We start from the raw sequence: 13984 nt of genomic DNA on the forward strand, positions 1-13984 counted from the left end.
CGCGCTGTATCTGCGATAAAAAGAACAAAGATTTGCAAGAATTACTGAAAGGTTTGTAGACACTTACCCGTATCATTTTAATAATTGATGTCACGCAGATTATTTCAGCACAAAAGCACAAAAATCGGTGTACGGCTACGCCGAAACACCTTCTACTCACTCTTGTGTTTTTGTGTTTATGTGGCATAATCCGGTTGCGTAAGGTCAGTTAATAATTGTTCACTCACCGACCTCCTTCATATCCGTGATCTCAGTTGTTACCTCATTACCGTAACTCGACCCGAATACCCAAGAAACCCATGCCGCCCGATCTATCCTTCCGCTCCCTAAATCCCACCCACGCCCCCCGCGTCGTCGAGCTGGTCCACCTCCTCAACCCCGCCATACCGACCGCAGAACTAGCCGCCCGCCTCGTCACCCAGTGGGATTTCGACGGCTACTACTGCTTCGGCCTCTTCCGTGCCGAAGAACTCATCGGCGTCGCCAGCGCCTGGGTCAGCGTACGCCTTTACGGCGGCAAACTCGTCGAGCTCGATAACGTGATCGTCGACCCGGCGGCGCGCGGCGGCACCGGAAGCTATTTTATGGAGCAACTACAAGCGTGGGCGAGAGCGGAGAACTGCGTCCGCATGGAACTAAAAACTTACGTCACCAACGCCCGCTCCCATAAATTCTACTTCGACCACGGTTTTGACTTACGGGCCTTTTATTTTGTCAAAGCGCTGGTGGACTAGAAGCCTCAGTCCACCGTGATACGCCGGTTAGCGCGGTCCCGATCCCGATAGCTATCGGGAGTGCCGGGGCATCCGGGGAGGTGGGAATTACCAGAGCTATTTACTGGATTTTCGAAGACTTGCCGAGTGAAGGACGTTCGGGCCGCTCTTTTTCCACCTTCCCCGCACCGGCGACGCGTTAGCTAGTCCCGTACTTAGTCGGGGCGGCCGCGCCCAAAAACAGGTGGCTAGACATTTATTACTGATCCGTAGCTATGCAAAAGGTTAAATTAGCCGGCCCGCAAGATTGCGGTAAGCCACAAACAACGCTAACCTTCCGCCCGTATGCTCCTTATCCGATTGGTTCTGGTTGCTGTGTGTACGCTGTTTTCCCTGATTGGCCACGCACAGGGAGAACCAATGAACTTTCGGGACGGCCGCGTGAAGGCCGCCTGGGAAAAAGTCTACCAGCAGGACTTCGACGGAGCGCTCGCAATACTCACGCCGATCTACGGTAATTGCGGAGAAAGTGTAAACCGGCATTGCAACGAAGTACGTCTCGCTATCGCCTCCTGCAATTTTTTCAAGGACGCCGACCTCACCCTCGCCCTCCTGGATACCGTGACGATGAATACGGATACGTCCGACGCCGCTTTACGGGGCCGGATCGTACGCGTCCGCGCCCAGGTTGCCCTGCAACGAGGCGACATGGGTGGCTCGGAAGCCCTGCTCCGCCAAGCGCTCGACTACCTGCACGAAGCGGACGACCCCGCGCCCCGCGATCTGGTCAACGTGCACAGCGACCTGGCCATGATGGGGTTGTATAATGCGGAAGCCGACATCGACGCCGCCGCGGAGGCGACAACTGCGCTACAAATCGCGGGCAACGACACTCAGTTGCGCATCGAAGCGATCATGGTGCGCGCCATTATTGCTACGGCCGTGGAAGACGATCAGGTCGCTTCCGAACGTGGCTTCCGGCAGGCCATCGACATTGCGCTGGCGGACACTGCCTTCCACAGCCAACTCGGTGGCCTTTACCACAACCTTTCTACCTTTTACTCCCGGCAAGATCAGTTTGAGGAGGCCCTGGTGGCCATTGAGATGGCGATCGAATCAGACAAAGAATATATTCAGGAAGGACTAAAATTCGCCGTATTTCAAAAAGCCAACATCCTGAACGAGCTTGGACGTTACGCAGCCGTCGTGGAATTGGCTAACGAAAGCATTCGTCACTACGGGGAAGGGAATTGGTACCTACAAGACGCCTTTGCCTACCTCGATACCGCCAAAACACTTAATTTAAATAACGTCCACCAAGTTTACGGCCTGCGCGCTGCCGCTTTACTGGAAATAGGAGATAGCGTGCAGGCACTCGCGGACCACTACGCGCAACTGGACGTGCGTGATGCACTGCGCGCACGCTCCATCAACGAAGTCAGTCAGCAATACTGGAGCCGGCAACACAAGGATGATTTTGATCGAGCAGTTGAGTTATTAATTCAGTTGGGCCGCCCGTGGGAAGCCCTGTTCTTCAGCGACCGCGTTAAGAGTACCGCGCTGTTGCGGGAATACGAACGCCGCCGGGGCAAAGGACCCGTAGCGGTACCCGACTCCACGTTCTGGCAGCGGTACGCCGCGCGGGAACGGACCGACATTGTCGCTTACCACGTGGGGCGGCAAACGCAGCTTTATTTTCACCTCGCGCCGAGTGGCCGGCTGGAAGTTCAGCGACTGGATTTGACGAATACGAACCTCGGTGAATTAATCGGAGCGTTCAAAGAAAGCATCTACGGAAGTGCTTACCAGCGGGTGAGTATGCGGTCGGCAGTGCAGCAGGATAGTCTCTATCTCTGCTACCAACGCCTGGGCGATACGCTGGCCAAACTGCTACTCCCCGCCACGCTTGCGACGGATAAGCTACTGATCATTCCCGACGGTGCGCTTCACCATTTGCCCTTCGTAGCGCTCCCGTGGGGGGACGGTAGCGCGGCTTCCGTCGACTTCACCAACCAAGCATACCTGGGGGATAAAATTAAGGTTCGTTTCGACCACGGGTTAGCACAGCAGGCCCGCCACGCCACACGCGAGAACTTACTGGCTACCGAAGAGAATCTGATCGCCTTTGCCCCCAGCTTTGCCGGGAGCGAAAGGGCTGCCTCCACTTTGCGGGGGCGGGAAGATTTTCGCGGCGGCCCCGGGCTGCCCCCGCTGCTGCATAACCTTGCTGAAGTTGAGGCCATTGCGGACGTAATGGACGCTACGCTACTGGTGGGGGAAGAAGCTAGTCTGGCGGCTTTCCTGGCGCGGAGTGCTCAGGCCCTGACGGTTCACGTGTCCAGCCACGGCGTAGTGAACGCTACTCAGCCGGGCAGTAGCTTCATCGCTTTTCGCCAGACAACCGATACGCTGGACGCTAAGGAGCTCCTATTCTACGAGGACTTATCCAAACTAAACATGCTCAACGAAATGGTGGTGCTTTCCGCCTGCGAGACCAGCCTGGGTAAAGTGGCCCCCGGGGAAGGCGTGCTGAGCATCGGCAATGCCTTCACCGCCGCCGGCGTCCGCACGACGGTGTCGAGCCGCTGGCAAGTCGATGATGAGGCAACTAAAGAGTTCATGGTTCATTTCTACGAAGCCCTTGCGCGGGGGGAAGACCGCTCGGTGGCCCTCTTCTCCGCCCAAACTGCACTCCGTCAGGACAACCGCTACACCCACCCTTACTACTGGGCCGGGTTTTTGATACAGGGTGCGGACGGAGTGATCAAAACGGCTACCGTGTTCAACTGGAATTATTTTCTTCTGTTCCTGGGTGCCATCAGTCTGGCTATATTAGCAGCGTACGTACTAAAAGAATAAGCATAGTCTAGCCTATATTCTACCGCCTACCGCCTACCGCCTACCGCCTACCGCCTACCGCCTACCGCCTACCGCCTACCGCCTATAATCTCCTACCTAACCCACCGATAAGCCGCCTTCACCAAAAACGTATTCCGAATCTCCTGGTCAAAAAGATCCCCCACGGTCTCGAACGAGTTCTTAGTCGGGTCACCACCACCGCTACCGCCCTGTTGCCAAACGAAAAACAGTGTCGAACTCGGCCGGTACTCCCAGCGGAAAACGAGGTTGGAACGGAACTGGATAAAGTTAAAATCCGGGTCATCGAAGGTGAAGTCGGTGGCCGCATCCGCATCGTCGTTGACGGAGTAGACGCTGGATTCTTTGTCAAACGAAAGCTCCTCGTCAGCGTAGCGCGGAAAGCGCTCCCCGAAGTCCCGCGCATCCGGGTCGCCGAGGCGGTTGAATTGTGTGTACTCGCCTTTCGTGATGAAGGGTTGGGCGTAGTACTGGATCGTGAAGTCGGGCGTAAGGTTGTAGATCGCGCGGAGGGTCAGCGTGAGCGTTTGGCGATCGATTCTACCGTGTAGGTAGGCCGTGCGGTCCCCGTCCGTTTGCGTGTCGATGTACTGGTCGTTGCGGCCGCCCCATTCGAATTCGGGCTCGAAACTAAGCGCCAGCGCGTCGAGGGGTTGGTACCGAACTTCAAAGCCAGCGCCCCGGCCCTCGGTGTTGCCGTCGTACGAACCGCCACCGTTGGCGAACACCCCGAACGTCATTTTCTTCCGGTTGTCCGTCCGGTAATAGAACCCGGTGTAGAAGCCCGGGGAGCGCCGCAGCAGCGGGCCGCCCCGGAGCGCATTCTTACTGATGTCCTGCTGCTCCAGATTGAGAAAAGCATTGAAGAATGAGAAATTCTTGAAGGTCGCGTTGACGTTCGTATTGTACCGCCGTTCAAGGGAAGAACCGTCAAAATCCCACCCCAAAAAGATATTGTGGTTCCACTGCCGCCGGTTAAAAATGCCCTGCGGTTTCCGCCAGACGCGCGAGCCCCAGGCGAAAGCGTTAACCTGGTCCGTATTACTTAAAAAGCCGATGTCGTTGATCTCCAATCCCGGACTGCGGTAGGTCGCCCCCGCCTCAAAAATCCAGTCGCCGGCAAAGTTGCCGACGGTTACCGTGCCGCCCGTGCCCTCCAGGCTCGTGCGGGTGGAATCCACGCCCAGGTGGCTGGCGTCGGGCCGTTGGAAAAGGTGCTCGAAGGAGCGCTGCGTTCGGGTGATGGCTTGCTCTGAGCCGCGCACCTGGCTAGCGAGTAAGTTGACCCGCATCTGCCAGGCGCGGTCCTTCCAGCGGTGTACCAAATCCACGCCGCCGGAGTACGCGCTGTTGTGTAAAAATTCCAGGTCTTCGTTACCTTCCAAATCCCGGTTAACCGTCGTCAGGATTACGCCGATGCTGCTGTTGCGGTCGTTAAAATCCTGCTGCACCCGCCCGACGTTGTAGCTCGTCAGCGGCTCCACGACTTCCGTTTCCTCGTTGTTGACGTTCACGATGTCCGCTAACTCTCGCTCCGTGACAGAAGAAAGCAAGCCCAGCGAAAGACCGCTCTGCGTCTTACCACTCACCTTCGCCGCGCCCAAAATAGTCGTGTTTTCCGGCTGCTGCACGTAGCGGCCATTCACTGGGTCGCCCTGGATGAACCGGCTCGGTACGCCACCGATGCGCCGACTGTAAAAAAGCAAGTCGCCGGTGTAATTGCCACCTGCTTCGGACTGCGTCAACTGGTAATCAAAGATGTTGGCGTTCTCCACGAAAAAGGGCCGTTGCTCGCGGAAGAAGATTTGAAATCCGTCGAGATTAATGGCGCCCGGGTCGGCTTCGACTTGCCCAAAATCGGGGTTGATCGTGAAGTCGACCGCGATGTCGTTCGTCAGGCCGATCCGCCCGTCGAGGCCCACGCTGGCGCGGGTGTCCGTCTTGCGGCTGAAGGGGTCGTCGGCGTTGAACTTGCCGCCGGTGCGGACCTGGCCGAGTACGTAGGGTTGGAGTTCCAGCGGCTTGCGGGCCTTGATATTTTCAATGCCCTTCAGGGTTCCAAAGCGGCTCACCCAGCCATTCTGATCCTGCTTGACGGGCGACCACGCGTCGCGCTCCTGCTCCCGAAAGTTGAGGCGTGTGACCTGCAAACCCCACTCCTGGCTCGGGGCCTTACCAAAGCGGAGTTGGGAGAAAGGGATGCGCGCTTCGACGGTGTAGCCAATCGAATCCTGCTTCGCTTTCATGAACCAGAACGGGTCCCAGTTACTGTCCCAATTCTCCCCGTCGTTACTGATGAACTCGTCGCCGCGCACGCCGCTGACGGAACTGGAAAAGGAAAAGCCGGTGCGTTTATCGTTGAAACTATCGAAGTTGATCTCCACGTAGTCGCCCGGGAAATCATCGCGGCGGCCGAGGCGGGCTTCAATCTTCTCGGGGTTGGTGTCGAAGGCGCGAAACGCCACGTAGAGGTTCTTCTGGTCGTACAGAATTTTGAACCGCGTTTCCTGGCTCACCGGCTCCGCGTCGCTGGGCTGCACTTGGTAGTTCAGGTCGGCCCAGGGCACTTGGTTCCAGATCGTGTCGCTGATGTTGCCGTCGATGGTGGGCGCATCACCAACGAGCCGCTGCGTCTCGTAGACAGGTTTTTCGTCCTGGCCGAACGCCGGTAAAGACACCAAACAAAGCGCCAGGCAGGGGCAGAGAAATGAACGCATAATTGTGGTGAACTGAATACTAGGAGAAGGCGGAAATAAAAAGGGGTCCCGACTTAGTCGGGACGGGTGCAGGGGAATTAGCGGGAACAAGCTAGAATTGATGTTCCCTAAAAGAGCACATTACCCCCGGTAAAGACCGACTACCGGGCCGGGGGCAAAGGTAAGCGGAGCGCCCAGGGTTACTGATGCGCTCCGGTCACATTGGGGTGTTAACACTGATTATCCAACGAGCGGCTTAGTCCACCGACTGGATCCGGGAAGCACCACTGGTCCGTACGTTCAGCGACGCACTGCCCCGGTTTCTCACGGAGCTGGCCCCGGAAGCCTTTCCGCTGAGCTGCTCACTCACCCCTAACTTGATCGAGCTTGCCCCGGCCACGTCGATCTCGGCGCGCTCGACCTTCAAGTCGGCAAGGTCGACGTTGGAAGCCCCGGAGGCATCCAAGTTGAGACGCTTTGCGCGGGAGTCCTTTACGCTAACGGAGGCTGCCCCGGAGAAATCAAAATCCATCTCGCCGGAGCCTTCGGTAAACCCGGAAGCCGCCACGCGGGCGGCACCGCTGGCCCGTAAACTCGTCAGGGTCGGCATGGTGATGACGGCCCGGACTTTCAAGTCTTCGTACCGGGTTTCCTGCGCTAACGTCAGCTGCAATACGCCCGACCGGACGCTCGTCTCCACGAGACCGATCACGTTGTCGGACGCCTCGATTTCAACGGAATATGCACTGCCCTGACGCACGGTCGCTTCGATCGTGCTGCTGACGTCGAGGCCGGTAAAATCAGCGTGGTCACGCATTTCGGTTACCGTATTGTTGGAGGCTTTGACGGAGCGTTGCCGCTGGGCGCAGGTGGTGAGGGTGAAGCAGGTGAGTAACAACAGGAGAAAGGAGGTGCGTAGCATAATTTGGGTGGCGTAGATGTGTGATGTCTGGTGAATTCCGGGGCGTGGCCACGGTTGTAACAAGAGGGACGAAGTTCAACCATCAGGGTTGCACCCCGCTACCAACTCTTTTTACCCACCAACCCCACCACGGCAAGGTACAAATACATGGGCCCCACCCAGACGTCGAAGAAAGCCACGTTCGCCAGTAGTTTTCCCCAGATTTTCCACCCCAACCCGGCATCCACGTCCTCGCCCAATAATGCTTCCGGATAATAAGCCGGTGCGCAAGCGTAAGTAATGGCGAGCAGTCGAATGCAGTAACAATAGGCCACTAATTGCACTTCCCCGTACCAAAGCATAAGTGCCCCCAGCACGTAAAAAAAACCGTGGCTCGCCGCCAAAACCGTCAGCAAAACCGAGACTTCCAGTGGATACCGCCCGCCCGTCGACTGGTGCCGTGCCCGCTGCAAAAAGTACTTTTCCCAATTCGGCTGCGGCGCGCTGTACGTCCAGGTTTCCGGCTCGACGACTACCGCCGTGCCCACTACCGTTGCGGCGGAGCTCACCAGTAAGTCATCATCTCCGCTCGCCAGATCGGTGTGCCCGGCAAAGCCTTCCGCCCGGTTGAAAAAGCTTTTGGTGTAAGCGAGGTTTCGCCCAACGCCCATGTACGGTAGGCCCCGGTGCGAGAAAGAAAGGTACTTCAAGCTAACGTAAACCGACTCAAACTGCTGCCACCGCGCCAGTAGGCCGGCACCGATTTCCGCTCGGTAAGGAGAAACGCCGAGGAGCAATTCCGTCTTACCATAAAGCCGCCCCGCTATACCCCACAGCCACCACCGGGAGGCCGGTATGCAATCCGCATCCGTCAGCACCAGCCGCTCGTGCTTTGCCTGCGCGATTCCGTAAGCCAGGGCATCCTTCTTGCCGGGTCGCGTCCGGCCGGGGTACAAAACCCGCACCCGGTCATCCCCCCGCTCCAGTGTCCGCGCCAACTCCGTGGAGCCATCCGTAGAATTATCGTCCACCAAAATTAACTCAAAACCGGGCGGGTACTCCTGCGCGAGAATCCCCCGCACGCAGGCGGCTAAGTTGTCAACCTCGTTGCGAAAACAAACGATAACGCTCGCCGGGTGAGTAGCCACGACCGGCGGCGTCCGCCACCGTTCCCGGTACGCGGTCCGGAAGCATGAGCCCCAAAAGAGAAGCTGAATCGCGGCGGTGAGGGTGAAAAGTATTGTAAGCATGCGGGCGGGTTACTGGCCTATATTTCGCCCACGATCTCGTTCCACTCCGGGTGCCGCTCGATGTAGGCCGCCACGAACGGGCAGTAGGGGAGCACGGTCAATTTGTGGTCCTTAGCGTGCTGGAGGGCGGCCTTGACCAGCGTAGAACCGATGCCCTGTCCCTGCAAATCGTCGGGTACTTCGGTGTGTACGAGCGCAATTCGGTCGCGCCCCAGGCGGTAATCGAGCTTGGACGTTTGCGCGCCGCTGGCCATTTCAAATCGGTACTTCTCGGGGTTGTTGGTTACTGCTTCGGTGGAGTCGGTCATCTTTGGTTATTTTTTATGGGGGGGGAAGATAGTAGTCTGTGGTCTAAGGTCTGTAGTCTGTGGTTCATCGTACAGACTACAGACCACAGACTCTAGACTTTTTCAGAACTCCTTCCGCAACCGAGCCACCGGCATCCCCAGCTGCTCGCGGTACTTAGCGACCGTCCGCCGGGCAATGTCGTAGCCTTTTTTGGCGAGTTCTTTTTGCAGGGTGCCGTCGGCGAGTGGCTTGCGTTTGTCTTCTTCTTCGATGATGGTTTTGAGCACGTCCTTGATTTCCGTCGTGCTTACTTCCTGGCCTTCCTGATTGGTCATGCCCTCGCTGAAGAACTCGCGGAGGCTGTGGATGCCATAGTCCGTTTGGACGAATTTACTGCTGGCCACCCGGCTGACGGTGCTGATGTCCAGTCCGGTGATCTCGCCAATGTCCTTGAGGATCATGGGGCGGAGGTCCTTGACGTCGCCGCTGCGGAAGAAGGCTTCCTGGTAGCGCATGATGGCGTGCATAACGGAGAAGAGGGTCTGCTGCCGCTGCTGAATGGCTTCGATGAACCAACTGGCGGAGTCGATATTCTGGCGGATGAAGCCGGCGGCCTGTTTCTGGGCGACGGTGAGTTTGCCACTTTCTTTCTGCTCCTTGCGGAAGTTTTTGAGCATCTCCTGGTAGTGGTCGCTCACTTTCAGGTCGGGGGCGTTGCGGGCGGTGAGTTGCAGTTTTAGCTTGCCGTCCTGAATGGAAAGGACAAAATCCGGGACGACGGTGCGCGCGCTTTGGCCGCCGGCCGCGCCGGTGAGACCGCTGGCGGGTTTGGGGTTGAGGCGCAGTATTTCGCGCAGGGCGTCGCGGAGGTCGTCCTCGTCGACGTCGAGCTTTTCCTGGAGTTTCTCGTAGTGCTTCTTAGAAAAAGCTTCGAAGTTTTCCTTCAGGATGCGCTGGGCCAGCACGATGTCGGCGAACTGCATGTCTTCGATGTCGTCGCCGTAATCCACCAGGTGGTTGATCTGGAGGAGAAGACATTCGCGGAGGTCGCGGGCGGCGATACCGGGCGGGTCGAGGGTTTGGACTCTTTTGAGGACGGCCTGAATCTCACTCACCGGAACGTCGAGATTGTAGTTGATCAGCAGGTCGTCGGCAATGGCGGTGAGGCTGCGCTGCAGGTAGCCGTCGTTGTCGAGGTTGCCGATGATCTGGCTGGCGATGAGGATCTCCAGGTGAGATTGGAGTTCGAGTCCGCTAATTTGGCTGTCCAGGTATTGTAAAAGACTCGTCTCGTCGGCCGTATAGCTACCGGGGGCGGCATAGTCTTCGTCGCTTTTTTTGGATTGGTTGTAGCTCGTTGGGTCGTCTTCGAGGTACTGCTGGAAGTAGTCGTCGTCGTAGTCAGAGTTGCGTTCGTCTTTTTCTTTTTCGTCGCGCTCTTCCGCTTTCTCGTCGGTATCGGGCTCGGCCGGGGCGGCTTCTTCGAGGGTAGGGTTGCGTTCGAGCTCCTCCTTGATGCGGTTCTCCAGTTCCATCAGCGGCAACTGAACCAGCTGCATGAGCTGGATCTGCCGGGGGCTGGCGGTCTGGGATTGTTTTTGCTTGAAATTTTGTCCGATCATGAAGAAAGGGGGGTAAGGGAGCGTGGTTTGGGGGTTGCTTAAAGGTAGGGTGTTGTGTGTACAGTTAAGCAGGGCGGTGGGTTTAGGTTTATCTAGTTGCCCGTAGCGATCGCTGGAAACGCGGATAAACGCCGCCGGTCGTGGACTGAGCCTCGGGTGTTTAATTTAGTGAGGCTTTTCATTTGTACGGTAATCGTGCGCGTAGTGCGCTTTCTTACTGCTACTTTCTTTCAGGGTATCTCTCTAGCTCTTTTTGCGCGGAGAATAATTAGACTGATCATATGGCGGGTGTACGCTAATTTTGTTTCTTGCCGTAGTAAATCCGTGTGTGAGCACGGAATAGCTGAATGCAGAGGCACCCCGTCCCGTCCGGGAGTACTTCTAACGACTCAACTCACGAGCTGGTAATTTTCACCAAACGCCGCACAACACTAATGATGACACTCAACAAACCTTGCTTGCTAGCCCCCTTACTCGGCACCTGCGGCCTCGCCCTAATGCTGTTCTCCTGCGGCGGTGGCGATCAGGCTACTACGTCAAATAATGACGTGGCTACTACCGACGAAACCATCCGCACCAATATCCGCCTGGCCAAGCGCAACGCCCAGAACGAGTTCGTGGAAGGCACGGAATTTATCCGCGACGCCGACCACGTGGGGCAAATCATGCCCGCCCGCTACCAAAACGAAGGCCCCGCCTGGGAGAACGAGAACATCGGTTTTCGGATGTACTGGGACGAGCGTAACGGCATCGACATCCACGGCAAAAAAGTGCGCGACATGGTGATGGACACCGTTGGCCTGGACGGGAACAACTACCACGAAATGTCCGACTGGGGCATGGACGTGCTCAAGGCCGGCAACTCCCTCGGCGCGGGTAGCATTGCCCTGATGATCGATGGGGAAGTTTATCGCATCGGCGACGCCCGGGAAGAAAAGATCACCATCACGGAAGAAGGCGCGGAACGTTCCGCCTTTTTGCTCGAATACAACGGACTAGAAATTGCCGGGCGGACCATCGACCTGGACTGGAATATCAGCATCGAAGCCGGCACCCACGGCTACGAATCTACCGTGACGGCTACCGGACTCACCGGCGGTGAATCGCTGATCATCGGCATCGTCAATCTGCACTCCGATACGCTCTATACGGTAGAGAAAGAGGACCGTTTCGTCGCTTACACGCACGGCCCGCAGGCGGAGAAAGAGTATTACCTAGGTATGGCCGTCTCGGTCGACGAGGCGGACTTCGTGGACCACGGTGAGCTAGCCCCCGAGGCCCAGCCGGTGGCTTCCACTTATTACGTCCGGGCCAAACTGGAAAACGGCAAGCCGGTTGGCTACCGCTTTACGGCGGGCTGGGCGCCGGGCCACCCCGAATTTGAGCGGCGGGAAGCCTTCGAAGCGGTAATTCAGTAAGGAAAATCACCACCGGGCAAGCCGTACCCGCGCGCCGCAACGATAATCCTTTCCCCCCCAAGCAACGAGCCATGAAAAACATCGTCATCCTATCCGGCGCCGGCGTATCCGCCGAATCCGGCATCGCTACTTTCCGCGACAGCAACGGCCTGTGGGAAAACCACCGCGTGGAGGACGTCGCGAGCCCCGAGGGCTTCGCGCGCGACCCCGAATTAGTCCTTAACTTCTACAACCAGCGCCGCGCCCAACTCCACACCGTAGCACCCAACCGGGGCCACGAATTGATCGCCGGGTTGGAGAAAGATCATAACGTCACCGTCGTCACCCAGAACATCGACGACCTGCACGAGCGGGCGGGCAGTACGAACGTGATCCACCTGCACGGAGAGTTGTTTAAAGCACGGGCGGTCAACGACCGGGAGCCGCCGGTGGCGTGGAAAGGCGACATCCGCGTTGGTGACCTGACCGAAAGTGGCCAGCAACTTCGCCCCCACATCGTGTGGTTCGGGGAGGCGGTGCCGGAGATCGAGCGCGCCGCCGACGTCGTTTCTCGCGCTGACTTAATCATCATCGTCGGTACGTCCATGCAGGTGTACCCCGCCGCCGGCCTGGTGGGCTACGCGCCGCCGAACGCGCCAATTATTTATATCGACCCTAAGCCGAGCATTAACCACGAGCTTTCGCGGCGGGACATTACCGTGATTGAAAAAAGGGGTAGTGAGGGGATGTTGGAGGTGGTGGAGTTGATCCAAAGACTGTTTCAAGGTTGAGGGCATCCTGCCCGATCCCGATAGCTATCGGGAAACAGCGGCAGCGCTACCGCACGGCCATTCGGGCAGGATGCCCTCAACCTTTGGGTGGGCGAATTGTAGTTTGAGCCCCAATAGCGCCCAAGGCCCATGAATAATCGCTTCCCAGTCGTTCTGTTTCTTCTCCTCGCCGTCTCCTTCACCGCCGCCGCCCAGGCGAACCAGGCTACCTTTTATAACCAGAAGTACTACGGAAAACTCACCAGCACGGGCGAAACCCTGCAACCCGAACTGTACACCGCCGCCAGCACGCAGTACAACTGGGGGACGATCCTGGAAGTCACCAACCAGAACAACGGCAAGGCCGTCACGGTAAAAGTCAACGATTGTGGGCCCAACCACCCGGACGCCACGCTGGACCTTACCCAGGCCGCCGCCGTGTCCCTGGACATGGTGCAGGACGGCCGCGTCCCCGTCTCCATCCGCGTGGTCCGCCGCAGCACCGCCGGGCCAACCTGCAAGCGGGGTGCCTGGGCCAAAAAACTGCGCGCCGCCAACAAAGCCATCCCACCACCGCCCGCCGACTGGGACCCGGTCGAAACCGCCGCCGCCCTCCCGCCCGACGTCATTACTGACGTGGATTCCGACGTCACCACGCTTCCGCTGGCCCCCGTCACCGGTTCGCCCGCCCCCGCTACCGATACCAGCGGCATCGTTGGCTTTTACCCAAAAAATGCCAATCAGCGAAAAACCAGCACCGGCGAGATCTACCTCCACGGGGAATACACCGCGGCCAGCAAGCAGTATCCCTACAACACCGAGCTCGCGCTCACGAACGTGGTTAGTGGGGAGACCGTCGACGTCCGGGTGAACGACTGCGGACCCGCTCAGTCCGGTCGCTTGCTTAACGTAAGTCGCTCCGCCGCCGCTGACCTCGGTATGCTCTCCGTCGGTCCGGTGATGATTAACATCCGCGTGATTAAGATGGGTACGGATGGACCGACCTGCAAAGCTGCGCGTAACCGCAAACCGGCTGAAGTTGTCGTGACCAAAGAAGCCGTGACGCCCCCCGCCGCTACCGCACCGTCGGTGGCCGTTGCCCGGGATAGCACTGCATCTACGACCGCGGCCCCCACAAAAACCGAGGTTGCAATCCAGGCGAATGCCGAACCCATCAAGACTGACGTGGAACCCGTTGCCCCCGCCACCGTGCCACAAACCTTTGATCCGGACGCCATGCTTTTCGGCGTCCAGGTCAGCGCCTTCAGGTCCGAAGCCAGCGCAAAACAGCTGGTTAAAGAATTGGAAGAAAAAGGACTGGCCCCCGCGTTTTTGTTGACGGACGGTAAGATCGCCCGTGTCTACACCGGCAAGTTTTACTTCCAGTCGCAGGCCGAAACGCTGCGGGAGACCGTGCGCGAAGCCGGCTACGCCAATGCGACCGTGCGCCGCGTGCAGTAAGCTGCGAGT

At 58.2% G+C, this 13984-nt stretch carries 10 protein-coding genes; 5 read left to right on the forward strand and 5 right to left on the reverse strand.

The genetic code is table 11. From position 1 onward, the window contains the following. Nucleotides 1-299 precede the first annotated feature (299 nt). Together GGR27_RS12815 and GGR27_RS12820 are read left to right on the forward strand one after the other, a co-directional pair. Entirely contained in the window at nt 300-734 is a 435-nt protein-coding gene (locus tag GGR27_RS12815; RefSeq protein ID WP_168037914.1) for a GNAT family N-acetyltransferase, read from the forward strand. Between the two features lie 324 nt (nt 735-1058). Then, the gene (locus tag GGR27_RS12820; RefSeq protein ID WP_168037916.1) at nt 1059-3572 is read left to right on the forward strand and encodes a CHAT domain-containing protein; all 2514 of its coding nucleotides are present in this window, start codon (nt 1059-1061) and stop codon (nt 3570-3572) included. 92 nt (nt 3573-3664) lie between these two features. Here GGR27_RS12820 and GGR27_RS12825 read toward each other — a convergent pair whose 3' ends face one another. The 5 genes from GGR27_RS12825 to rpoN all read right to left on the reverse strand — a co-directional run bounded on the left by GGR27_RS12825 (nt 3665) and on the right by rpoN (nt 10347). After that, nucleotides 3665-6307, reverse strand: coding sequence for a DUF5916 domain-containing protein (locus tag GGR27_RS12825; protein WP_168037918.1), 2643 nt, complete (start codon nt 6305-6307; stop codon nt 3665-3667). Between the two features lie 235 nt (nt 6308-6542). Next, nucleotides 6543-7208, reverse strand: a complete 666-nt coding sequence (locus GGR27_RS12830) for a GIN domain-containing protein (RefSeq protein WP_168037920.1) — start codon at nt 7206-7208, stop codon at nt 6543-6545. 98 nt (nt 7209-7306) lie between these two features. Then, complete coding sequence (locus tag GGR27_RS12835) at nt 7307-8437, reverse strand: glycosyltransferase (RefSeq protein WP_168037922.1); 1131 nt, start codon at nt 8435-8437, stop codon at nt 7307-7309. Between the two features lie 17 nt (nt 8438-8454). After that, nucleotides 8455-8745, reverse strand: a complete 291-nt coding sequence (locus tag GGR27_RS12840; RefSeq protein ID WP_168037924.1) for a GNAT family N-acetyltransferase — start codon at nt 8743-8745, stop codon at nt 8455-8457. A 102-nt stretch (nt 8746-8847) separates the two neighbouring features. Then, nucleotides 8848-10347, reverse strand: a complete 1500-nt coding sequence (gene rpoN, locus GGR27_RS12845) for an RNA polymerase factor sigma-54 (protein WP_168037926.1) — start codon at nt 10345-10347, stop codon at nt 8848-8850. A 458-nt stretch (nt 10348-10805) separates the two neighbouring features. Between rpoN and GGR27_RS12850 the strand changes: the two genes are divergently transcribed. From GGR27_RS12850 to GGR27_RS12860, 3 genes are all read left to right on the forward strand, one after another. Further along, complete coding sequence (locus GGR27_RS12850; protein WP_168037928.1) at nt 10806-11765, forward strand: DUF4861 family protein; 960 nt, start codon at nt 10806-10808, stop codon at nt 11763-11765. 71 nt (nt 11766-11836) lie between these two features. Continuing rightward, complete coding sequence (locus GGR27_RS12855) at nt 11837-12535, forward strand: NAD-dependent deacylase (RefSeq protein ID WP_168037930.1); 699 nt, start codon at nt 11837-11839, stop codon at nt 12533-12535. Between the two features lie 129 nt (nt 12536-12664). Next, entirely contained in the window at nt 12665-13975 is a 1311-nt protein-coding gene (locus GGR27_RS12860) for a septal ring lytic transglycosylase RlpA family protein (protein ID WP_168037932.1), read from the forward strand. The last annotated feature ends 9 nt before the right edge of the window (nt 13976-13984 follow it).

This window comes from Neolewinella antarctica (assembly GCF_011927835.1).
Taxonomy (GTDB): domain Bacteria; phylum Bacteroidota; class Bacteroidia; order Chitinophagales; family Saprospiraceae; genus Neolewinella; species Neolewinella antarctica.

Coding starts and splice junctions, on each gene's coding strand:
- GGR27_RS12815 (WP_168037914.1), top strand. CDS start 300: ATGCCGCCCGATCTATCCTTCCGCTCCCTAAATCCCACCCACGCCCCC.
- GGR27_RS12820 (WP_168037916.1), top strand. CDS start 1,059: ATGCTCCTTATCCGATTGGTTCTGGTTGCTGTGTGTACGCTGTTTTCC.
- GGR27_RS12825 (WP_168037918.1), bottom strand. CDS start 6,307: ATGCGTTCATTTCTCTGCCCCTGCCTGGCGCTTTGTTTGGTGTCTTTA.
- GGR27_RS12830 (WP_168037920.1), bottom strand. CDS start 7,208: ATGCTACGCACCTCCTTTCTCCTGTTGTTACTCACCTGCTTCACCCTC.
- GGR27_RS12835 (WP_168037922.1), bottom strand. CDS start 8,437: ATGCTTACAATACTTTTCACCCTCACCGCCGCGATTCAGCTTCTCTTT.
- GGR27_RS12840 (WP_168037924.1), bottom strand. CDS start 8,745: ATGACCGACTCCACCGAAGCAGTAACCAACAACCCCGAGAAGTACCGA.
- rpoN (WP_168037926.1), bottom strand. CDS start 10,347: ATGATCGGACAAAATTTCAAGCAAAAACAATCCCAGACCGCCAGCCCC.
- GGR27_RS12855 (WP_168037930.1), top strand. CDS start 11,837: ATGAAAAACATCGTCATCCTATCCGGCGCCGGCGTATCCGCCGAATCC.
- GGR27_RS12860 (WP_168037932.1), top strand. CDS start 12,665: ATGAATAATCGCTTCCCAGTCGTTCTGTTTCTTCTCCTCGCCGTCTCC.